Origin of the sequence: Prevotella sp. P4-119 (assembly GCF_002251345.1) — a bacterium.
In the GTDB taxonomy this organism is placed as follows: domain Bacteria; phylum Bacteroidota; class Bacteroidia; order Bacteroidales; family Bacteroidaceae; genus Prevotella.
In genome coordinates, this window is the sequence record NZ_NPJB01000085.1 from 107,284 (window position 1) to 131,271 (window position 23,988).

At 46.9% G+C, this 23,988-nt stretch carries 16 protein-coding genes, 2 tRNA genes and 2 pseudogenes; 10 read left to right on the forward strand and 10 right to left on the reverse strand.

What is annotated here, in order from left to right:
- Positions 1–228 precede the first annotated feature (228 nt).
- The 3 genes from CIK89_RS10895 (at position 229) to CIK89_RS10905 (ending at position 4,088) form a co-directional block, all read left to right on the forward strand.
- Positions 229–1,242 carry an aspartate-semialdehyde dehydrogenase gene (locus CIK89_RS10895; RefSeq protein WP_094391397.1) on the forward strand — a complete coding sequence of 338 codons (1,014 nt, stop codon included), beginning with the start codon at positions 229–231 and terminating at the stop codon, positions 1,240–1,242.
- A gap of 137 nt (positions 1,243–1,379) precedes the next feature.
- Entirely contained in the window at positions 1,380–2,603 is a 1,224-nt protein-coding gene (locus CIK89_RS10900) for a DUF6057 family protein (protein WP_144007407.1), read from the forward strand.
- Between the two features lie 18 nt (positions 2,604–2,621).
- Positions 2,622–4,088: a PD40 domain-containing protein gene (locus tag CIK89_RS10905; RefSeq protein ID WP_094391399.1), complete on the forward strand. Its 1,467-nt coding sequence runs from the start codon at positions 2,622–2,624 to the stop codon at positions 4,086–4,088.
- A 14-nt stretch (positions 4,089–4,102) separates the two neighbouring features.
- Here CIK89_RS10905 and CIK89_RS10910 read toward each other — a convergent pair whose 3' ends face one another.
- Entirely contained in the window at positions 4,103–4,696 is a 594-nt protein-coding gene (locus CIK89_RS10910) for a uracil-DNA glycosylase family protein (protein WP_094391416.1), read from the reverse strand.
- Positions 4,697–4,999: 303 nt separating this feature from the next.
- Here CIK89_RS10910 and CIK89_RS13725 point away from each other — a divergent pair.
- Positions 5,000–5,230: pseudogene (locus CIK89_RS13725) on the forward strand (tyrosine phenol-lyase); the annotation flags it as partial.
- Here the strand turns inward: CIK89_RS13725 and CIK89_RS10920 are convergent.
- From CIK89_RS10920 to CIK89_RS10940, 5 genes and pseudogenes are all read right to left on the reverse strand, one after another.
- Positions 5,193–5,558: pseudogene (locus CIK89_RS10920) on the reverse strand (BRO family protein); the annotation flags it as partial. The pseudogenes CIK89_RS13725 and CIK89_RS10920 sit on opposite strands and share 38 nt — an antisense overlap.
- Before the next feature lie 11 nt (positions 5,559–5,569).
- Complete coding sequence (locus CIK89_RS10925; protein WP_094391401.1) at positions 5,570–5,803, reverse strand: helix-turn-helix transcriptional regulator; 234 nt, start codon at positions 5,801–5,803, stop codon at positions 5,570–5,572.
- A gap of 351 nt (positions 5,804–6,154) precedes the next feature.
- Positions 6,155–6,235 (reverse strand) — tRNA-Leu (locus tag CIK89_RS10930).
- Between the two features lie 201 nt (positions 6,236–6,436).
- A complete protein-coding gene (locus CIK89_RS10935) occupies positions 6,437–6,787 on the reverse strand; it encodes a hypothetical protein (protein WP_094391402.1) in 351 nt (116 codons plus the stop codon).
- Positions 6,788–6,853: 66 nt separating this feature from the next.
- Positions 6,854–9,058, reverse strand: coding sequence for a sodium-translocating pyrophosphatase (locus CIK89_RS10940; RefSeq protein ID WP_094391403.1), 2,205 nt, complete (start codon positions 9,056–9,058; stop codon positions 6,854–6,856).
- Between the two features lie 1,169 nt (positions 9,059–10,227).
- On the opposite strand from CIK89_RS10940, the gene rmuC reads away from it, so the two are divergent.
- Positions 10,228–11,856 carry a DNA recombination protein RmuC gene (gene rmuC, locus CIK89_RS10945; RefSeq protein WP_254046672.1) on the forward strand — a complete coding sequence of 543 codons (1,629 nt, stop codon included), beginning with the start codon at positions 10,228–10,230 and terminating at the stop codon, positions 11,854–11,856.
- 2 nt (positions 11,857–11,858) lie between these two features.
- On the opposite strand, the gene CIK89_RS10950 is transcribed toward rmuC, so the two are convergent.
- From CIK89_RS10950 to CIK89_RS10965, 4 genes are all read right to left on the reverse strand, one after another.
- Positions 11,859–12,893, reverse strand: a complete 1,035-nt coding sequence (locus tag CIK89_RS10950; RefSeq protein WP_094391404.1) for a S41 family peptidase — start codon at positions 12,891–12,893, stop codon at positions 11,859–11,861.
- Positions 12,894–12,996: 103 nt separating this feature from the next.
- Positions 12,997–13,815 (reverse strand): DUF3316 domain-containing protein, encoded by an 819-nt coding sequence (locus CIK89_RS10955; RefSeq protein ID WP_094391405.1) that lies wholly within the window; start codon positions 13,813–13,815, stop codon positions 12,997–12,999.
- Positions 13,799–16,504, reverse strand: coding sequence for a DNA gyrase/topoisomerase IV subunit A (locus CIK89_RS10960; RefSeq protein WP_094391406.1), 2,706 nt, complete (start codon positions 16,502–16,504; stop codon positions 13,799–13,801). The genes CIK89_RS10955 and CIK89_RS10960 overlap by 17 nt, the downstream gene beginning before the upstream one ends.
- A gap of 100 nt (positions 16,505–16,604) precedes the next feature.
- A complete protein-coding gene (locus CIK89_RS10965; protein ID WP_254046675.1) occupies positions 16,605–18,746 on the reverse strand; it encodes a glycoside hydrolase family 3 C-terminal domain-containing protein in 2,142 nt (713 codons plus the stop codon).
- Between the two features lie 443 nt (positions 18,747–19,189).
- On the opposite strand from CIK89_RS10965, the gene CIK89_RS10970 reads away from it, so the two are divergent.
- The 5 genes from CIK89_RS10970 to CIK89_RS10995 all read left to right on the forward strand — a co-directional run bounded on the left by CIK89_RS10970 (position 19,190) and on the right by CIK89_RS10995 (position 23,798).
- Positions 19,190–20,731, forward strand: a complete 1,542-nt coding sequence (locus CIK89_RS10970) for a glycine--tRNA ligase (protein ID WP_094391408.1) — start codon at positions 19,190–19,192, stop codon at positions 20,729–20,731.
- Between the two features lie 19 nt (positions 20,732–20,750).
- Entirely contained in the window at positions 20,751–21,419 is a 669-nt protein-coding gene (locus CIK89_RS10975; RefSeq protein WP_094391409.1) for an FKBP-type peptidyl-prolyl cis-trans isomerase, read from the forward strand.
- Positions 21,420–21,759: 340 nt separating this feature from the next.
- Positions 21,760–23,058: a phenylacetate--CoA ligase family protein gene (locus tag CIK89_RS10985; RefSeq protein ID WP_094391411.1), complete on the forward strand. Its 1,299-nt coding sequence runs from the start codon at positions 21,760–21,762 to the stop codon at positions 23,056–23,058.
- A gap of 85 nt (positions 23,059–23,143) precedes the next feature.
- Positions 23,144–23,569, forward strand: a complete 426-nt coding sequence (locus CIK89_RS10990) for an amino acid-binding protein (RefSeq protein ID WP_094391412.1) — start codon at positions 23,144–23,146, stop codon at positions 23,567–23,569.
- Positions 23,570–23,723: 154 nt separating this feature from the next.
- Positions 23,724–23,798, forward strand: a tRNA-Val gene (locus CIK89_RS10995).
- Positions 23,799–23,988 lie beyond the last annotated feature (190 nt).

A 23,988-nucleotide genomic window follows, 5' to 3' on the forward strand; every position in this document is an offset into this window, starting at 1 on the left:
GGGAGTACCTAAAATCCATAGGATTAAAGGTACGAATAAGCGAGCGAAAAACCGTTTCCAATTCAAATAGATTCAAGCTTTTACATGACAAAAAGTACAAGAATGTAACCACAAACAGGGTTTTAACCAACAAAAACAAAAGAAAAAACCACTTTTTCTTTGCATTCTGCTCACATAATCGTACCTTTGCACCCGGATATTCAACATAACCAAAGAAAAAGATAAATTATGAAAGTAGCAATCGTTGGCGCCAGTGGCGCCGTAGGACAGGAATTTCTTCGAATACTCGACCAGCGCAACTTCCCTATGGACGAGTTGGTGTTGTTCGGCTCAAAGCGCAGTGCAGGTACCACTTACACATTTCGTGGAAAAGAACTGACCGTCAAATTGCTTCAGCATAACGACGATTTCAAAGATATCGACATCGCCTTTACATCGGCAGGCGGCGGCACCTCTGAGGAGTTTGCCGAAACCATCACCAAGTATGGTGCCGTGATGATCGACAACTCGAGTGCATTCCGTATGTGCGACGATGTGCCCTTGGTAGTTCCCGAAGTGAATGCCGAGGATGCCCTCAACCGTCCACGTGGCATTATTGCCAACCCCAACTGCACCACTATCATGATGGTTGTTGTGCTCAAGCCCATCGACGATCTGAGCCATATCAAGAAGATTCACATCGCTTCATACCAGAGTGCATCTGGTGCTGGAGCTGCTGCTATGGCAGAACTGCAACAGCAGTACAAAGACCTCATCGAGACAGGAAAGACCGATCACATCAGTAAGTTCCCCCACCAGTTGGCATACAACGTCATTCCACAGATTGACAAGATGACACCCAACGACTATACCAAGGAGGAAATGAAGATGTTCAACGAAACTCGTAAAATCATGCACTCGGATGTACGCACAAGTGCCACCTGTGTACGTGTATCATCTCTTCGTTCTCACTCTGAGAGCGTATGGTTTGAAACCGAGAGTCCGCTTACCGTCGAACAGATTCGCACAGCACTTGAAGCTGCTCCCGGCGTAACCGTTAAGGACGATGCCCAAAACTACGTATATCCCATGCCTTTGGAGAGTGCAGGCAAAGACGATATCTATGTAGGACGCATCCGCAAGGATCTTGCCGATGATAATGGCAACACCTTGTGGCTCACCGGCGACCAGATTCGCAAAGGTGCCGCCCTCAATGCAGTACAGATTGCCGAATACCTTATCAAGGTGGGCAACGTAAAATAACCCGAAGGCATCCCGAAACCATCCCGACCACTCCGTCACTCAATAATGATGTGACATTGTGGTCGGTTTTTCATTGATGGCGGGTCATTTTATAGATTTTCATCTCGTATCGATTATACGCTAAATAAAGAACGAAGATGCACATAAAAGAAAAGCACTTGCAACTTCTTCCAACTCTGCAGAATGCTTTATTGGCAGTGGCAGTGTTCTGTTATTGGATGTGGATAGCTCCTCATCTCTTATTTTTCCGCGAAAGCATGCAGCTTTTTCTTTGGACAGAAGACTATCTGAGCGAACGCCTTGCCGTGCCGGGTGGATTTGCACAGTATCTTGGCGAGTGCATCGTGCAGTTGTTTCTCAATCCTGCCATCGGCGCTGGTTGCTACGCCTTGATGGCTGTCATGACCAAGATCATTTCTGCCCGTCTTATGAGTTCGGTTATAACCGACAAAATACGCTGGTCTTGGCTTACGCTCCTGCCTCCGCTTGTCTTGTGGTATATTACTACGGTGCCCACCATACCGATGACAGTTCCCGTAGCATTGTTGCTGACCATAACCCTAATGGCAATACTACCCGACAACCCTCGCAGTAGTATGTGGCTGACTATTGTCCTCGTCCCTGCGGGCTACTGGCTGTTAGGACCAGCCATCGTTCTGTTACCTCTCTACCATCTACGCTTCCTGCATAGAGCACAGCGATTTCACATCGTTACGGTAGTGCTTGGCACTTTGCTGTTGTTGGCAGGTTCCGTAGTGGCGAGCAGTCGCGTCGTGGCTTATCCGCTCCGCATGCTCGTCCAAGGCATCGACTACCATTGGGCTCCTGAGTTGATGGGCGACGAGGAGGAAATGATTTACGACATGTTGTCCAGACGTCACCGCTGGGCAACGATAGCCAACCGCTATAATACCCACCCATCCGACAATCCTGCCATTCTGGCTGTGGCGAAATATGCCCTTTATCATGAAGGGATGATTGAACGGCAAGAACTTCTTCAGGGCCTTGCTCCCTCTTTCCGATCCCAGAACTCCATCCCGGCCATGCAAATGATTAGCGAGGTATATCTTCGTGTGGGATTCATCACCATGTCACAACGCAATGCCTTTGAAGCCATGGAGGGCATTCCCAACTGCAACAAGAGTGCCCGTTCACTGTATCGACTGGTAGAGACTAACCTGATTACTGGGCAATATGAAGTGGCGCTAAAATACATCACTATACTTGAACATACACTCATGTATCGTTCCTGGGCAAATAAGATGCGCCGTCTGGTGGAACATCCACAACGCATCCGGAATCATGTGTTCTATCATGAACTGCAACTGATCTATAATGCCACTCCAGATGCATTCTTCTAACTTCCAAGCATACCGCAAATGAACAAATATCTTCTATCAGCCTTCCTATTGCTCGTCTTAGCGTGCTCCTCCACACCTCACGATGTGCAGGAGAGCAATCGTCTGCCTAAGATCTATCCCGACTATATTGACGTCACCATCCCTGTCGGTATCGCTCCCCTCAACTTTGCCATAGCCGATCCGCAGGTAACCACTGTTGACGTAGTGGTAAGAGGTGCCCATGGTGGCAAACTGCATGCCAATGGCAAGGATGCCGACTTCAACATCAAAGAATGGCATCAGTTGCTCACACAGAATAAGGGTGCAGACCTCTACGTGGAAGTATGTGCCGAACGTGACGGTAGGTGGACCCGTTATCGTGATTTCCGTATCCACGTCAGCAACCAGCCGCTCGATGAATGGGGAATAACCTACCGCCTCATCCCACCTAGCTATGCCATGTACAGCAAGATGGGAATCTACCAGCGCGACCTTTCCAATTTTGAAGAGACGCCTCTTATCGTCAACACAGCCATCCCCAACCAATGCGTCAACTGTCATACACCCAACCAAACCAATCCAGACCAATATGTCTTTCATGTACGTGGAGAACATGGAGCTACAGTCATTAGGAGAAATGGGAAGATTGAACTTTTGAAGGCAAAAAACGAACTGTTGGGTGGTTCGATGGTCTATCCCTATTGGCATCCGAAAGGGCGTTTCTGTGCCTTCTCCACCAACAAAACCTTACAGATGTTTCATGCTGCAGCTAAAAGCAAGCGCATCGAGGTCTATGATTCCGAATCGGACATCTTTGTCTATGACACTCAGAGACATTCTATCCTTCGCGACACACTGCTAATGAGAAAGGAATGGGCAGAGAACACGCCTGTGTTTTCTCCTGATGGCAAATGGTTATATTTTATCACAGCGCGTCGACAAAACTATCCTGCCGACTACCATAAAGAACGTTACAGCCTCTGTCGCGTGGCTTTCGACAGTATGTCGGGACGTTTCGGAACGCAAGTAGATACACTCATCAACGCTAGGACAATGGGCAAAAGTGTCACATGGCCTCGTCCTTCCTATGACGGCCGCTATCTCCTATATACTCAGATTGACTATGGCTACTTCTCCGTATGGCATCCCGAAAGCGACCTCTGGATACTTAATCTGAAGACCATGCAGACCTATCCGCTCACGGCTGCTAACAGCAAGCGCACCGAGAGTCTTCATGCCTGGACAAAGAACAGCAAATGGTTTCTCTTCACCTCACGGCGCGACGACGGACTCTATACGCGTATCTACCTATCCTCCATCGACCGCCAAGGAAGAGCCACCAAACCTTTCATGCTTCCCCAACGTCATCCAAAAGAATATTATCGACTGTTGCTTTATTCCTATAACACGCCCGATTTCACCCTCCGTCCTGTAGATTCCGATGCTTTCAAGCTACAACACGATATCGAGAGTGAACACCGGATTTCAACACAAATCAATCAGTAGATTACCACATCGTATTATAGCAGAGGCTTCGACAGATAGCGTTGAAACATCATTTTATAGGCTGCTGCCTTCTTCTCAAAAGCCAAAGGATAGGCACGCGAAGAAGATGGCAGCCTATATAGTTCCACCTGCAGAGGGAGCATGATATGGCTATTGACCTTCGGCACATGGGCTATACCCATACGCTGGCATATGGTCTCAGCAGCTTTCTCGCCCGTCACCACAATAGCTTTCAGCATCGGCATCTGTGCCACAAGTGCCGCAACGTCAGTCTGCTCCACCACTTCAAGATACTTATCGCTGGCATTATCCTTCAAGCGTCTCACAGCTGTTGCGGTATCAAAGAAACCGATGCCATACTTCTCGCAATGGCTGACAATATCATCCAATCGGAATGTCTTGCGCTTTTGATCCACAAAATGCTGTTTGTCACCATAGAACACCTCCCCCTCTATGCGCCAATGGTCGTTGATGAAGTTGGGATAATAGAAGTCCATACACCACCTTTTACGTTGCGGAGGAAAGCTGCCCAAGAATAATATTTCTCCCCGTTTCGGCAGAAAAGGTTTCAACGGATGCCACTCCACATTGTCATCCGTACTATCCATCCGCGCCAGATGTGCGCTATCAAGCCAAGAGTCTTCCTTTGCCATTCGTCTTTATTTTTATGCAAAGGTAGTACAAACCGAGCGAAATACAAAAGGAAACCGAGTTTTCCTTTTATTTCCAAGTTGTGGTCTATCTTGAACGAGTTAAGTAATAGTCACTTGTTAAAAAAACAAATTAAACGCAAAAAAGTTGTCAATAGATAGGACGCGGATGAAAACTATTTATTAAATTTGGCGCTGAAAACAGATTGTATCCCTTCAAGGGGTATCATTTTAACCTATTTAACTAAAAATACAAAGACTATGGAATTACCTTTTGCTGAATCTTGGAAAATCAAAATGGTGGAGCCTATCCGCAGAAGTACTCGCGAAGAACGTGAACAATGGATTAAGGAGGCGCACTACAACGTGTTTCAACTCAAAGCCGAACAGGTGTATATCGACCTGCTTACCGACTCTGGAACTGGATCTATGAGCGACCGACAATGGGCTGCCGTAATGCTGGGCGACGAGTTTGCACAGCAAAGTAAGTTTGCGCAAATGCTATCTGTGGCTTGCGAGGATCGCCATTTTGGGCGACAAGGTAGCAAGCATAGCGTGTTAGCATAATGTCATCTATCTGACGCTCAGCACCTGAACCAAGTACAACCATTTTGCTGACGTCAGCAAAATGGTCTTTTATATCATGACCTGCATTTTTGCACGATTCCTTTGCTTTATCAATGACTTTCAAGAAATTACGCCATTGGGTATATCCCAATAGAGAACATAATTCTCTTGCGCTCCAACATTCTATGCCATTTGTAACACATGATACTTGTTCAAATTGAGAGAACAATGCTTGTATTTCTTCTTTTTTCATAAGATTTCTTTTTATTCTTCAGACAAATCGTTAATGGCAATATTCTCAATTGGCCAAAACAAGTCTTGTATCTCAACATTCAAATATTTGGCAATCTCCACCAATGTCTCGACATTCGGCTGTATGGTGTTGGTACACCATTTTGAAACAGTGGCAGGGTCTTTGCCCAATTGTTCGGCAAGCCATTTGTTGGTTCGTTTCTTTTCAGCCAGGACAACCTTTAGTCTGTTTATATCTTTGCTCATATCAGTCTTTAATTGTTAGATTGTACAAAAGTAATGATTTCCTGTTAGAATAACGAATAAAGGTGTTGAATTATTATGTTAGATAGTGATTTTTGTATTATATAGATGATATATACATCAATTTATAGAATCTATGAGCTAATCTATCTGACTATAGTTTGTCATTTTGTGACTCATAAAATGGGCGATGTCAAGTGAAATGCAATGAAATTATGAGAAATACGGATGAAAACAACATAAACTTTGCCAACCACAACAAATTAGCGACGAATTATGTTGCCAAAATGTTGGCAATTTTATAAAAGCAAAAATCCTAACTGCTCATTTCTAAGCAGTTAGGATTTCTCTGGGTGCGCCTGACAGGACTCGAACCTGCACGTCGGAAACACTAGATCCTAAGTCTAGCGCGTCTACCAATTCCGCCACAGGCGCATTTCGGCTGCAAAATTAGTAAAAAAGATGCGAACTGCAAAAGGAATATCCGTTTTTCTTTTCATTTGTGCATGATATTGGTATGGAATACACTTTATACAGGAAAGGGAAACGCATGACACTCAAAGGGAATACACATTATACTAAAAACAGAGGAATGAATCAAGCCCAAATCGGCATGGTGACCAACTTGGGTTTAATTCATATCATGGATAGAGGCAGAGATGGATGCCGCTGCCATACAGACGGTCTGTCTCTACCATTGGTTTCTACCGTCAATATTCCATCGAGAACGATATGCCATGCCGTATGCACAGGCAATGCCTTGGCACGCATCTGCACATTGATTTCCTGTGGCACAGGGGCAATGCACTGTTTCGGATTGCTCACTTCCTTAGCATATGCAGGTGCTGTATAGAATCGGCTCCATCCTGTAGCTTTGCTATAAGCCTTCTCGCTGCCTTTCGGCACGATCAGCTGTACGCTTCCCGGCACGATACCATAGAATGAAGAAACTTCAGCCTTGGGTGGCACTTTAGCATTGACCTTCATGTATTATTCAGTTGTTTGATGTTTTTTGATTGATCAGTCCATAGGTCATGCTGCGGCAACACACCGTTAAAGGAATATGATGGTCAGTCCTGCCATCACGATACTTACCATCGACATGAGCTTGATAAGAATATTGAGCGAGGGGCCAGAGGTATCCTTGAATGGGTCGCCCACGGTATCGCCAACAATGGTTGCCTTGTGGTTCTCACTGCCCTTTCCGTCGAAATGGCCCTCTTCTATCATCTTCTTGGCATTATCCCATGCACCACCAGAGTTAGACATAAACACGGCAAGGGTGAAACCAGCAGCAAGTCCGCCAGTGAGCAGACCGAGCACACCAGCCACACCAAGCACAAGACCCACCACGATGGGGATAACGATGGCAAGCAGCGAAGGAATGATCATCTCACGCTGGGCACCACGTGTGCTTATCTCCACACAGCGACCATAGTCGGGTGTGGCTTTGCCTTCAAGTATTCCTTTGATTTCTCGGAATTGCCGGCGCACCTCCTGCACCATCGATTCGGCAGCACGACCTACGGCACCCATGGTCAATCCGCAGAACAGGAAGGCAGCCATTGCTCCAAGGAAAGCACCTACCAGGACCTTCGGATTGATGAGATTCACTTGGAAGAAATTGATGAAGTCTATGGTCGTTGCATTCGTTGGGTCGAACACATTTCCTGCTGCATCAAAATACTGTTTGCCGTTTTCCACGGCACGTATCATGGCAATCTTGATTTCTTCGATATAGGAAGCAAGTAGAGCGAGAGCCGTAAGGGCAGCCGATCCGATGGCAAAGCCCTTGCCTGTAGCAGCAGTAGTATTGCCAAGGGCATCAAGGGCATCGGTGCGCTCACGCACTTCTTCACCCAGTCCGCTCATCTCAGCATTGCCGCCGGCATTGTCGGCAATGGGTCCATAGGCATCGGTGGCAAGGGTGATGCCGAGCGTTGACAGCATGCCCACGGCTGCAATACCTATACCGTAAAGGCCGATACTGATAGACTTTGCCGAGAGCGACATATCGAAACCGTTGGCACAGAGATAGCTCAGCATGATAGCCACCGATATGGTGACTACGGGTATCATCGTAGAGATCATTCCCGTGCCTATTCCTTTAATAATAACGGTGGCTGGTCCTGTCTGCGATGCCTCTGCTATCTTTTGTGTCGGTCGATAACTTTGTGAGGTGTAATATTCCGTTGCCTGACCGATTACCACACCTGCCACAAGACCGCTGATAACGGAGAAACTGAGTCCTAACCAGTTTTCTATACCCAGCAGATCGAGTATCACAAAGGTGGCTACGGCAATGAGTCCGGCGCTGACATTGGTGCCAAGCCCCAGCGAGTGGAGCAGTTCTTTCATCGACGCTCCCTCTTTGGTGCGCACCAAGAATATGCCGATAAGCGACAGGAATATGCCTATGGCGGCTATCACCATTGGGGCAATGACTGCGCGCAACTGCATATCGCCATTCATGGCAAAGGCTGTAGCGCCCAAAGCGGCGGTTGACAGTATCGAACCGCAATAGCTCTCGTAGAGGTCGGCACCCATTCCGGCAACATCGCCCACATTGTCGCCCACATTGTCGGCAATGGTGGCTGGATTGCGTGGGTCATCTTCTGGGATATTGGCTTCTACCTTGCCCACGAGGTCGGCACCCACATCAGCAGCCTTGGTGTATATTCCTCCACCCACACGGGCAAAGAGTGCTTGGGTGGAAGCGCCCATGCCAAAGGTCAACATGGTGGTTGTGATAGTAATGAGTGCAGTATTTTCGCCTTCATAAACGGCATTGAGTACAACAAACCAAATGGCGATATCGAGCAGTCCAAGACCTACCACAACGAGTCCCATCACCGCACCACTGCGGAATGCTATCCGCAATCCTTTGTCCAGTCCGGTGCGCGCTCCGTGAGCGGTACGGGCTGATGCATAGGTGGCGGTTTTCATACCGAAGAAACCTGCCAGTCCGGAGAACAGACCGCCGGTGAGAAATGCAAAGGGTACCCATGGATTTTGCACTTTCAGTACGTACGCCATGAAAGCAAATACGATGGCAAGCACTATAAAGACGATAGTCACTACCTTATACTGTTGTTTCAGATAAGCCATTGCACCTTTTCTCACATGTGCTGCAATTTCTTTCATTCGCTCTGTACCTTCATCTTCCTTCATCATGGTGCGGAAGAAATACCATGCCATTCCCAATGCAACAATACTGGCAATCGGAATCAGCCAAAATACTAATGGAATGTTGTTCATAACAATATAGTTTTTAGATTAATAATTATATACGGCAATCATCGTTAGGAAAACGATACTGCAAATTTACGAAATATATCGATACGAAAAAGCAAAATCCATTATTTTTTTCGACCCAAACAAATTTATTTTCCATTGCGCACACATCTCTATTCTGGATCAACATTTCCTCGCGCACACGCACACGCGAGTCTCAACTTTTTCGACCACCGACCACCATTTCCGCATATCATTCGTCTTTTCAACAACTTACAGCGGTGGTCGATTCTAAAAAACTATGATTTTCGACCACCATTCGACCACCCTCCAAACACCATGCCCAATCTGCTGTTGCAACCATAAAAGCTGCGAAACCGCAATAGAGTCCAATATAGGCTTGGTATTTTCAGATGCTCGACAACACCCTTATCATACATTCGACAACACTATTGCACAATATTTGACATCACTCTTTTCTGATATTTGAAACAACTTGTTTCCAATATTGAAAAGACCCTTGTATAACGTTTGACAGCACCCTTATCCAACGTTTGACAACACTTTTATCTAACGTTTGACAATACTTTTATCTAACGTTGGATAACACCTTTGTCTAACGTTGGATAACACCTTTGTCAAACGTTGGATAATAATTTTGTCAGCCGTTTGAAAATGCCTGATAATAATTTTTATTTACTTCGTGTAAATATCCACAATGATTATCTGGAAAATCATGTGTGGTCGAAGTGTGGTCAAAAATACGGGTTCTTAGCAATCGACCACAGCAACAAATCACTATCTTACAATACATTACACTATACCTGTTGTCGTGTGGTCGAAATTTTTAGAAAACAAAAATTTTATGGATTCCAAGTACGGAAACCGTATCGTCTATTCAAGACGATAGTTGTCTCTATAATTACATTTTTTAAAAGGGACAGTTCTATAATCAGATTCTTAATTGTACCGAATTCGATACTATTAAAACTATGCGTACAGATGACAATATAACAGTTGCCAAAAAAGTAAACTGGGCTTTTTCTGTTTCAAAGAATTATCTTCAACAAGGATTCAGCCAAAGAAAATAATGATAAAGCAAGATTTTTAAGCCAACATCTTCGCCTCTCTCATTTAATTTTTATATATTTGCATGCAATATAACCCGCAACATTCCCAACACATCAAAACGTATGGTAACATATCTCATCATTATTGCTGTGGTAGCTGTCATCATGGTGGCAGTAGGCTTCACATTAGGCAACAAAAGCAAAGGTAACGGACAAAACAATGCCGAACTGATTGACAATCTACACGCACAACTGACTGACTTGACCAGGAAAATACAAGCACAGGAAAGCACCATTGCCAATCAACAGAATCAAATCATAACACTTACATCGGAGCGCGATGTGCAGAAAACTCACGCTGAGAATTTCTGTGCACAGTTGACTTTACAGAAAACTGACTTCGAAAAACAGATGAGCGCCCTAAAGGAAAATACCCAACAAACTATCAATACCGAAAGGGATCGCAATGTCAAAAGGGAAAGCGAACTGAAAGAAACTTTTGAGAAACAACTCGCCGACTTCAAGGCTTCTTACGAAACACAGATTGCAGAACTGAAAACCTCGCACGAGAAACAACTGGAACAAACCAAAGAGGGTGCCGAAAAACAAATAGAAGCGCTGAAGCAAATGAACCGCGAACAGATTGACAGTCAGATAAAACTCATCAAAGAGCAGATGCAGACCACATCGGAGGAAGTGCTCAAGCGCAGACAGGAAGAGTTGGGAGAGAGAAACAAAGAACAGGTGTCGAAGATTATCGACCCGTTGCAACAGAGCCTGAAGGATATGCAGGAGGCTTTCAATAAATCGAAGGAACAACAAAACGAAGCACTCACCCGACTCGACGAGACCATCAAAATCAATATGCAGAAGAGTGCAGAACTGGGAGAAACTGCCGACCGACTGACCAGAGCTCTTACCGGTGAGGTGAAAGTGCAGGGCAACTTCGGCGAATTGAAACTGAAACAACTCCTTGAAGACCTTGAACTGAAAGAGGGTGAACAGTTTGACACGCAGGAAACACTACGCGACAAAGCAGGAAAAACAGCAAAAGGCGAAGACGGAAAGGGACTGATACCCGACTTCATTCTGCATTTCCCCAACAACCGCCATGTGGTGGTAGATTCAAAAATGTCGCTGACAGACTATGAGCGATATATGAATGCAGAAGACGGCACAGCCGAGAAGTCAGATTATCTTAAAGCACACATCGCCAGCGTAAGAGCACAGGTGAAGCGACTTGCAAAAAAGGAATATACCAAATATCTGCCAAGCGGATACAACAGACTCAATTTCGCCATTATGTATGTGCCGATAGAAGGGGCACTCAATCTGGCTCTACTCAACGACAACTCGCTATGGCGCGAAGCCTACGATGAAGGGGTGTTGATACTCGGTCCGCAGACCATGTATATGAACTTGCGCGTATTGGAGATGATGTGGACACAGGTGAGACAACTCCAAAACCAGCAGGACATGATGAATGCTGCCAATACCGTGATAGACCGTGTGCAGGACTTTGGCATTCGTTTCATGGAGGTGGAATCGAGCATGAACGATACCATCAAGAAGATTTCCAAACTGAAAATTACCACCGCCGACAGCGGACCAAGCATCATCACAGCTGCCAAAAACCTGATTAAGGCAGGTGCCAAAGAAAATAAAAAGAAGAAGTCGCTCAACGACATGAACGACTCCTTATTTATAGAAACAGATGCTACATCGATGCTCCATGACGAGAGCGAAAGCTGATTTCACTTTCCTTTGATCACATTTCGTGCGGTTTCGATAATGGTATCGACACCACGACGCGTATCTGCATCATCGAGATGGAGGGAGATGTCGGGCTCGATGCCAAACTCTGTCTGACGCTTCTGACTGTCGTACATGGGGCAGGCTGAATAGCGAACCATCCATCCATTAGGCAGACTATTGCTCATCGGCATGCCAGAACCGCCACCAGTACGATAACCTACCAGAGTGACATTTGGGAGCGCATGCATCATCGATGCAAACTCGTTGGCAGCGCTAAACACCCCACGGTTGACAAGAACACATACCGGTTTGCGCCAACGCAGCCTGCTGGAGGGTTCGAGATACTGAGCTTTGAGTTCGCTGAAATCATTATGTCCCGTACCTGTCTTGTGTTGCATATATCCCACCAACGTCTTCTCATCAACGAAGCGGGAAGCCAAGCGCTCGGCATTGGTCAGTTCGCCACCGCCATTGCTACGGATGTCGATAATAAGTCCGCGACAAAGCAGGAAATAAGACAATACCTCATCGAGGTTACCCTCTCCTATTGCATCGGCAAACGACTCATAGCGCACATAGCCGATATTGTCGTCGAGCACCCGATATTTCATGCCGCTGGCAATTTTATAGTCTGTACGGAGATAAATGCGTTCGAGCGAATCGCTATAATCTGAGGGATAGTCTTCCTTCCATGCCCAATAGCGCCCGTAATCATAACTGGCACCAAGGTTGACGTGTCCGTCGCGAAGTTCCGACAGCATATCGGTCATCACTTCAAAGAGCTGACGATCGGTCATGCGGTCGCTGACGCGCTCCTTGTATTTGACATAGACCTCCTGCCAATCGAGTCCATACTGCTGTTGCTTATAGTCGAAGAAGCAATAATGCTGATCGATGATACGCCAAAGTGCCTCAAAATTGCCGGTTGGCGTATTGGGTTGTTCGTCTTCGTCGATACAAGAAGTGAACATCGTGACCACGAATATGGCGCACAACATCAGGGCGACGGTGTGCAAACGGTTCAGCGTCTGCATGAATCCAAATGGGCAAAGCCGATGGACGATATTCAATTTATGGGATAGAACTGTCATCATGATTCGTTACGGGATTGATTGTTTTACGCTGTCTGAATTGTATTCAGAGCCGGCGCGAAATGATTGAGAACCGACGGGTGATGCCCACCATGAAGCGATGAGTATAGACATGTTGCTTCAGATGATTGACATGAAACTGCTGATAGTTGCCCAAATAGCCGATGCGAAGGGCGATAGACGCTGATAATGGCGTTTCGAGTGTCAACATCTGACGAAACTCAGGTGCCGACACAAAGGTGGTCAGCCGCACGTTGCCGTCATAGTCGCCTCTGACAAAAGTCTCATAGTAGGTCTGTCCGTAGTTGGGCGAGAACATCACTCCTGCCAATGGCAAGGCGAGTTCGTAGCGTGCCACTACCGGATGGCGCATGACCGAGAAGCGATAGGAAGCCACTCCGGTAGGCATCAGATTAAGATGTGCACGAGCCTGGGCAGGATTGTTTGAATTGGAACTATTATAGATAAATCCCAACGAGGCATTAGCCATGCCTCCTGCCTGTAGGGTCAGGCGATTGTCGAGCAGTTGCCAACGGCGCAAACGTCCCCAATAGAAATTGTAGGCACCTTCCAGTTCGTCGCGCTGATCGGTACGGTCGCTAACCGACGAGAAGTTGACTTCATGTTCCATGACCGTGCCCCATCTTCGTTGTGGGCGCTGTCGTTCGACGGTGCAGAGATAAGTAACTCCCGGTCCGCTAAAATGTTCGGCAGACAGATAGGTGTCAAGCACCTGGGATGCGCCACCTCCCACCATGTGACTTACCGTAGAGATACGGAGAGAATCGGTAGCGGTTTGTGCCATTGCCGACGTTGCACTCAGCATAAGTGCCAGTACGAAGAGCGTTCTATTGATAGTCTTCATCAGAGAAAAGCGTTTGTTGTCCAGTCAGTTCGTCAATCACCTGTTGCTGACTCTTTCCAGCATCAGGGTCCAGATTCTCTTCCTCTTCCGTTTCATCGGCCTCATCTTCTTTGGGTGGGTCAGGCAGACGAGTGGGTTCCAGTTCGGTAATGCCGGCAATCTGGTAGGTAGTGAGACGTTTACCCTTTGCTTTATAGCCCTTAACAGCAATAAACTGTTCTACGTCAATCTCCTCTGATCCACGGAATTCGTCGGCTCCACCATAGGTGACAAGGATGCGCGGATAGACTTGGTCGGTGAGCAATATCTCCTTGGAATTGGGATTCTCGCCCAGATAACATTGTTTGCGTTTGGATGCTTCCAGCAAGAAGCGCTTGACATAGGGATATCCTTGATTGTCGGCATCGTAGAGCACACAGCTCCAGACCTTGTCGGCATCGTATTTCTCCAGTCTTACGATATTGTCTTCGAAGTGGTTGTTGACATCGAAATTGGTAAGATAGTATTCACCATTGGGTAGGAATACGAGTATCTGGTCGCCATCGTTGAACTCGCCCAACAAGCGTCCGTGCTCGTCGTAGTTCAGGCGGTTGACATCGGGATCGTACCACACTTTGCGTCCGCCCAATGTGGAGTGACCATGACTCTTTAGTCCGATGCGATGCACTTGGAACTTGGTCAGCAGATTACCCTTAGCAGCACGTCCCTTGATGAGCACCTCGGAGAAGTCCTTGTCGAAGAATATCTTTTTGAGCTTTGGTGCAGGGTCGAGTGTTATCTTGATAACTTCAGCCTCGCCATTGGGATTGGCGGTGAAATAAACGACACGCGATCCCGGGGTTCCAATGGTCAGGTCGTATTCGCGATCGCGAGTAACCGACGGCACGTTGAAGCGCTTGATATAATAGAAGCCTTTCTTTCCGTCACGATACACCATATTATAAATAGTGCGCTGGTCGTTTTTCTTAAACACACCAAGCCACAGTATATTCTTTCCTACGAATATCTTATCTGCCACACGGATGACCTTGAACTTACCATCTTTGTAGAAGATGATGACATCATCGATATCGGAACAGTTGCAGACAAACTCGTCTTTCTTCAGTCCTGTACCTATAAATCCATCGACACGGTTGATATAGAGTTTCTGATTGGCCTCAACAACCTTGGTAGCCTCGATGGTATCGAAGTTGCGGATTTCGGTCAGTCGCGGATGATCCTTACCATATTTCTCTTTAAGGAACTTAAACCAATTGGCGGTGACCTCTACAAGGTTGTTGAGGTCGCGGTCAATCTGTTCGATTTCCTCCTTGATGCGTGCCATGAGTTCGTCGGCTTTATCCTTGTTGAACTTAAGGATTCGCTGCATTTTAATCTCCAGCAACTTGAGAATATCATCCTTGGTTACCTCACGAACCAATTGTGGATAGTAGGGAGTGAGGCGTTCGTCAATATGTTCGCATACGGCATCAACATTGGGTGCCTGTTCGAATTTGCGGTCTTTATAGATGCGCTCTTCGATGAATATCTTTTCAAGCGAAGCGAAATGATACTGCTCAAGAAGTTCGTTCTTGCGGATTTCGAGTTCCTGCCGGATAAGATCCTTAGTGCGGTCGGCTGAATGGCGCAACACATCGGATATGGTGAGGAATTTCGGCTTATTGTCTTCGATGACACAGCAGTTGGGCGAAATATTGATTTCGCAATCGGAGAAAGCATAGAGCGCATCGAGTGTCTTGTCGGACGAGACACCGGGTGCCAACTGTATTTGTATCTCCACCTTGGCTGCGGTGAGGTCTTCCACGTGACGTGCCTTAATCTTTCCTTTCTCGATGGCTTTGAGTATCGAGTCAATAATGGTTTCGGTAGTCTTGGAGAAGGGAATCTCTCGAATGACAAGGGTCTTCTGGTCGAGTTTCTCTATCTTCGCACGTACTTTCAACGAACCGCCTCGCTGTCCGTCGTTGTATTTCGAAACATCAATAGAGCCGCCTGTGGGGAAGTCGGGATAGAGATGAAACTCCTCGCCATGCAGATAACTGATGGCTGCATCACACAGTTCAACGAAATTGTGGGGCAGTATTTTCGACGACAGACCTACGGCAATACCCTCGGCTCCCTGTGCCAGAAGCAACGGAAACTTTACGGGCAATGTGATGGGCTCCTTGTTGCGTCCGTCGTAGGACATCTGCCATTCGGTAGTTTTCGGATTGAAAACCGTATCGAGGGCAAACTTCGACAGGCGTGCCTCAATATAACGAGGGGCGGCAGCACGGTTGCCGGTGAGGATATTTCCCCAGTTTCCTTGGGTATCCACCAGCAATTCTTTCTGTCCGATCTGTACCAGCGCATCGCCAATAGAAGCATCGCCATGTGGGTGAAACTGCATGGTGTGTCCTACGATATTTGCCACCTTGTTGTAGCGACCGTCGTCCATTCGCTTCATCGAGTGAAGGATGCGGCGCTGCACAGGCTTTAGTCCATCTTCAATATGTGGTACGGCACGTTCCAGGATTACGTACGAAGCATAGTCCAGAAACCAGTTTTGATACATTCCGCTAAGATGGTGTACGGCTGCCGCATCAAACCTATCCACGGGTTTATAGCCTGAGTGTGCCTCGGCTTCAACCTCTTCGGTGGTGTATTGCTCTTCGTTCAGTATTTCGTCGTCCTTGATTTCGTCGTCCATTGATGTTTATCCTTTTAAGTTATAGGCATTGTCTGCCAACGCCTTTAATTCTTGCAAAATTACGAAAAATATTCGAATTTTGCAAGTTGGATGCTCGGTTTTACTTCACTTCAAACGATATTTCCGTCCGTATGTCGGCTGATGACGCACCTATCATGAGTTGGATGCGACCCTTTTCTGCCTCAAAACGATGGGTAGCCTCATCCCAATGGGTAAGGTCGGCACGGTCGATGGTGAGTTTGACCTCGCGTGTTTCTCCAGCTTTGACAGCCACTCGTTCAAAGGCTTTGAGCTGTTTCTGTGGATGTTCAACTTTAGAATCAGGATAGTTCACATAACATTGGACAACCTCATCGCCATCACGACCGCCAGTATTGGTAACAGGGAGCGTAACGGTCACGGTATGTTTGTCTTTCAGATTAACCTTTGGCTCACCATATCGGAACGTCGTGTAACTCAATCCGTAGCCGAAAGGATAGAGCACATCGCCTTGCTGATACATATAGGTACGGCCATTACGGATATTATAGTCCATCATGGCGGGCAAATCGAGAATATCCTTCACCCATGTTTGAGTGGTGCGACCGGCAGGATTGATGCGTCCGAAGAGTGCATCGGCTACGGCATGGCCTTGCTCCTGACTGCAATGGGTGATGTGGAGGATGGCAGGCAGATGGTCATTACTCCAATTGATGGTATATGGGAAACTGCTGACAAGCACAAGTACTGTGTTCTGGTTGGCACGATAGAGCTGACGAACGAGATCTTCATCGGGCAATTGCAACGATAGGCGGTCAACGGCTTCGCGACCGTCGCTGGGTACTGGACAGAAGAACCAATCAGCCTTGGTACCATAAGGATGATTGCCTGTACATATTACCACAGCGTCGGCTTCACGTGCCAGACGTTCTGCCTCACCCATACGGTTGTCTTTCACGTAGCTCACTTCAAATCCCTGTTGTGCTCCCAGTTCGCGAAGTGCTTTCAAGACAGTTACTTCATAGGGAGGTGTGCCACTATACCAGTCATAGATAATCTCGTCGGCATAAGGTCCGACAACAGCCACCTTTTTCACTTTCTTACTATCGAGCGGCAGGAGTCCGTTGTTTTTCAGGAGTACTACCGACTTGTTGGTCACCTCTCGCACAGCATTCCGTGCCTCTTCGGTCATAAAGGGCGGTGTGGCGGTTGTATCTGTTCCCATGGTTGCATACGGGTTGGGCGAATTCTTTCCGTCGAGCAGTCCAAGGCGGAGCATCACGCGCACATTACCCCGAATAGCCACTTCGATATCTTGTTCAGTAACCATTCCCTTGGCAAGCGCCTCGCGGATTTCATCCTGATAGCGGTCGAGAATCTGTCCCAACTGGTTTTTCACCACGGCAGCTGCGGCTTCTGTCTTAGTAGCAAATGCCTTATGGGCGGTCGATAGCATACCCATCGCACCACCATCGGTACAGATAATGCCATCATTCCCCCACTCTTTGCGAACGATACTTTGCAGACATGGGTGTATGGCCATAGGTGTTCCATTCCAAGAATTATAGGCTGCCATCATGGCACGTGACCCTCCCTGCGTGATTCCTTTATAGAAAGGATAGGAATAATACTCGCGAAACAATCGGTCGTCGAAATTGCTGGAGGTAGAATCGCGACCATATTCATTACTATTGGCAAGGAAATGTTTCATCAGCGCGGCTGCTTTCCAATAGCGAGGATGATTGCCTTGCAGTCCGCGCACCATAGCCACGGCGAGCTGTCCGGTTAGGTACGGATCTTCACCATAACTCTCTTCGGTACGTCCCCAACGGGGATCGCGTGCCAAATCGGCATTGGGCGCATAGATGACAAGTCCCTTGCGGCGGGCATTGGGTTGATGAATATAATAGCGGGCCTCGGCAGCCATCTGCTCACCTACCATGCGCACAGCCTCACGATCCCACGTTTCTCCTAATCCATATGCCTGTGGAAAGATGGAAGTCGGTAGTGGATTGGGGCGCTTTTCACCATTCACCTCAATCATTCCGTTATTGTTTGCAGGTCCACCCAAAGCCACCCCATGAAGTCCTTCATAGCAACTGATAGCCGGAATGCCCAAACGTGGTACCCCCATCTGTGTGGAGAGAAGAGAAATCTTCTCGTCGAGTGTCAACTGGCCGATAAAGAGATTGATACGCTGGTCATCCTTCAATCGAGTGTTCTGAAAATCGAATGGCTGTGCAACTACCGAGAGTTGTGCCATAAACATTAGTATCGAAAGCAGCTTCTTCATACTTTAATATTTTAGGTTTTAGATTGCAAAAATACGATTTTTTTGCGAGAATGTTCTAACATTACCCCCAAAAAAGATTATTTGCAAAGCAAAAAAAACATTCGGGATGTATTCGGGATGCATTCGGGATGCAGCCATCCCTGTTTCTTGCGCTTTTCCGCAAGGTCTGTAAATCCCAAGCAACTCCCAACTAACTCCCATAAACTTACGCACAATGTAAGCCCCATCACGTTCGAATAAACAAAATATAACACGTTTTATTTTGTATTTCGCTCGATTTGCACTACCTTTGTAACCCTGTACTTAGGTAGGCTGCATCTCGGAAATAAAAAGAAAAAATCGTTTTTCTTTTGTATTTCGCTCGATTTGCACTACCTTTGCACGCATAATTTTTGAAAAGAAGTAAAAGCATTATGGCACAAGAAGATGTATTTAAGAAAATCGTAAGCCACTGTAAAGAATATGGTTTCGTATTTCCAAGCAGCGATATTTACGATGGATTGGGAGCCGTTTACGACTACGGACAGAACGGTGTAGAGTTGAAAAACAATATCAAAGAATACTGGTGGAAATCAATGGTACTGCTCCACGAAAACATTGTCGGTATCGATTCTGCCATCTTCATGCACCCCACAATTTGGAAAGCCTCTGGACACGTTGACGCATTCAACGACCCCCTCATCGACAACCGCGACTCAAAAAAGCGCTATCGTGCCGATGTGCTGATTGAAGACCAGATTGCAAAATACGATGAGAAGGTGCAGAAGGAAGTGGCAAAAGCACGCAAACGCTTCGGAGAAGCATTTGACGAAGCCAAATTCCTCGAAACCAACGAACGAGTAAAAGAGCATATTGCCAAGCGCGACGCACTACATGAGCGCTACGCTAAAGCCATGCAAGGACCAGACCTCGCAGAACTGAAGCAGATCATCCTTGACGAAGAAATCGTATGCCCCATCAGCGGCACACGCAACTGGACGGACGTACGCCAGTTCAACCTGATGTTCTCTACCGAAATGGGAGCCAGCGCTGAAGGTTCTATGAAAGTATATCTCCGTCCAGAAACCGCACAGGGTATCTTTGTCAACTACCTCAACGTGCAGAAGACCGGTCGCATGAAGATTCCATTCGGTATCGCTCAGATTGGTAAAGCATTCCGCAACGAGATTGTAGCACGCCAGTTCATCTTCCGCATGCGCGAATTTGAACAGATGGAAATGCAATTCTTCGTAACTCCAGGTACTGAACTCGAATGGTTCCCCAAATGGAAACAAACTCGTATGGCTTGGCACCAAGCTCTTGGTTTCGGTGCAGAAAACTATCGCTTCCACGACCACGATAAACTTGCACACTATGCCAACGCAGCCACCGACATCGAATTCAAGATGCCATTCGGCTTCAAAGAAGTGGAAGGTATTCACTCACGTACCAACTTCGACCTCTCACAGCATGAGAAATTCTCAGGAAAGAGCATCAAATACTTCGATCCACAGACCAACGAGAGCTACACTCCGTATGTCATCGAGACCTCGATCGGCGTAGATCGTATGTTCCTCTCAGTCATGTGTCACTCATACTGCGAAGAGAAACTCGAAAACGGTGAAACACGCGTAGTACTCAAACTGCCCGCCGCCCTGGCTCCTGTAAAACTGGCAGTCATGCCACTCGTCAAGAAAGACGGACTGCCCGAAAAGGCACGCGAAATCATCAACAACCTGAAGTTCCACTTCAACTGCCAATACGACGAGAAAGACTCTATCGGAAAGCGCTACCGTCGTCAGGATGCCATCGGTACTCCTTACTGCGTTACCGTTGACCACGACTCACTCAACGATGGCAAGGTGACACTCCGCTTCCGCGACACCATGGAACAGGAGCGCGTCAATATCAGCGACTTGGCAAGCATCATCGAAGACAAGGTGAGCATTGTCAGCCTGCTCAAGAAGATTCAGTAAATACACTTATTATATAATAATGAGCATCTACAACATGATGATACGCAGCAAACAGACAATCCTCGCAGGTTGCCTGTTTGCCTTGATGCCCTTCTTTGCGGCATCATGCAGCGAAGACGATGGCACAGAAGAGGAATTTGTTGATTGGAAAAACACCAATGAACAGTATTTTGAAACACAATACAAACTACATGCCTCTGCCACTGCCTCATCGTTCGTTGTACGCAAATGGTCGGTTTCCGACTCCATCAACATCCCACAGACCGACTGCATCCTCGTGGATGTAATAGAGCGCGGAGAAGGCACTACATCGCCATACTACAACGACTCACTATGTATGCAGTATCGCGGACGCCTCCTGCCATCAAAGTCGTACAAAGACGGATATGTGTTCGACCAAAGTTTTGAGGGGACATACGACCCTGCCGTTACCGCTCCCTACAAGATGGCACAGTACAACTCATACGGTTCTGTATCAGGATACCGACTGCCCGTTGCTTCCGATTTCGTCGATGGATTCAGCACAGCATTAATGAACATGCATAAAGGCGACCATTGGCGAGTGACCATACCATATCAACTGGCATACGGAGAAACCGCCAGCGGAGTAATACCAGCATACAGCACGCTGGTGTTCGACATTTGGCTCACAGATTTCTGGACAAAGACTAAAGGTGATCGCAATTAAGCGGTCACCTTTTTTATATCTACGCCACGCTAATTCCTACCTTTGACACCATGCCTCTTAGGTACTTTCGCTCGAGAATGAAAAGAAAAACACACTTTTCTTTTGCATTCTGCTCGCTTATTCGTACCTTTGAGGCTGTGCCTCTTAGGTACTTTCGCTCGAGAATGAAAAGAAAAACACGCTTTTCTTTTGAATTCTGCTCGCTTATTCGTACCTTTGAGGCTGTGCCTCTTAGGTACTTTCGCTCGAGAATGAAAAGAAAAACACGCTTTTCTTTTGAATTCTGCTCGCTTATTCGTACCTTTGTCAAGGATATACACAACTGAAAACAAGACAGAAAATGATCTGGAATGAAACTATTGAATGTATGAGTCGCGAACAGCTTCGCGACCTACAAAGCCAACGTCTGCGAAAAATGGCAGACTACGTCTATCACAACACACCATTCTATCGGAAGAAATTTCAAGAAATGGGACTCGAACCTGGTGATATCCGAGATATAGACGACATCGTGAAACTACCATTTACCAACAAGCTCGACCTGCGCGACAACTATCCCTTCGGACTGACTGCCGTGCCCATGAGTCAGATTGTGCGTATCCACGCCTCTTCAGGAACTACAGGTAAACCGGTAGTAGTACTCTACACCCGCAAAGACCTTGCCATGTGGACCGAAGCTATCTCACGCGCATTCACTGCATACGGCGCTACAAAAAACGATATCTTCCAAGTGAGCTATGGCTACGGACTCTTCACCGGAGGACTCGGTGCTCACGATGGAGCTACCAATATCGGAGCCAGCGTGATTCCTATGTCAAGTGGAAACACACAGAAACAAATCACGCTGATGCACGACTTCGGCACATCGGTACTCTGTTGCACACCATCATACGCCATGTTCTTAGCAGAAACACTAAAAGACTGCGAATGGCCACGAGACGAATTCAAACTCAGAATTGGTGCATTCGGAGCTGAACCATGGACTGAAGAGATGCGCCATAAACTCGAAACATCATTGGGCATCAAAGCATACGACATCTACGGACTGAGCGAAATAGCAGGACCAGGAGTGGGATACGAATGTGAATGTCAGAACGGTACACACCTCAACGAAGACTATTTCTACCCCGAAATACTCAATCCTGAAACAGGAGAACCCATGCCTGAAGGACAATTGGGAGAACTTACCTTCACACACCTTACCAAAGAGGGAATGCCATTGCTGCGCTACCGCACACACGACCTCACCGCACTACACTATGAGAAATGTGCATGCGGACGCACATTAGTGCGCATGGACCGCATACTGGGACGCTGCGACGACATGCTCATCATACGTGGCGTCAACGTATTCCCATCACAAATCGAATCAGTCATCCTCTCGTTGCCTGAATACGAACCGCACTTCCTGCTGACCGTCGATCGTAAAGACAATACCGACACAAGCGAACTGCAGGTAGAGGTCAAAGAGGAATACTACACCGACGAGATGTCAACCATGGTTGGACTGCAGAAGAAACTCGAAGCAGAACTGCGTAGCGTCATCGGACTCGGCTTCAAAGTGCGCCTCGTAGAACCACGTGCCATCGAGCGCTCTACCGGTAAAGCTAAACGCGTCATCGATAAACGCAAGCTATAAACGCCGTGACCAAACGACACACAACCGCATTTCAATCATGCGACATACAGACAACAGAAACAACAAACAATAAAACAATAAGAATATGTTAGCTAAACAACTATCCGTTTTCCTCGAAAACAAGTCAGGCCGCCTGACAGAAGTTACAGACGTGCTGGGCAATGCAGGCGTCAACCTCTCAGCCATGAGTATTGCTGACAACAGCGACTTCGGCATCCTGCGCTGCATAGTAAGCGACCCCGACAAAGCCTACCAAGTGCTCAAAGCATCACACTTCGCCGTAAAAATGACCGATGTCATCGGCTTTGTATGTCCCAATACCAGCGGTTCACTGGCAAAAGTACTGAAACACTTGTCGGAAAACGGAGTATTCATCGAATATATGTACTCATTCTCCAACGGCGATGTGGCGCACGTAGTCATACGTCCAACAGACCTTGAGGGCTGCGAAAGAATACTCGCAGAAAAGAAAGTAGATCTACTTGCTGCAAGCGATTTATACCGTCTGTAATGCCGAAAATCACGCATTTTAGGCATAAAAAACGCGTTTTGGGAACTTTTTTCGAAAAAACACGAAAAAAGTTCCCAAAATATTTGGTGGATTCACAAAAACTCCGTACCTTTGCAATCGCTTAAAAGAAATAAGCAATCAAACAAAGAAATAAGGGCGCTTAGCTCAGCTGGTTTAGAGCATCTGCCTTACAAGCAGAGGGTCGGGGGTTCGAATCCCTCAGCGCCCACAAAGAGTTCCAAAATATTGGAACTCTTTTTTTTTGTTTATATATCCATCTAAGCCTACTCTAGGCTCACCCGATAAACCTAGGGGGGAATATTCTTTGATTCTACAGAAAATTTATATCTTTGCACCATGAACAATCAAGGACTATTAGCATTGGCACAGTTAATTCTGCCATCAGAGATACTTTCAAA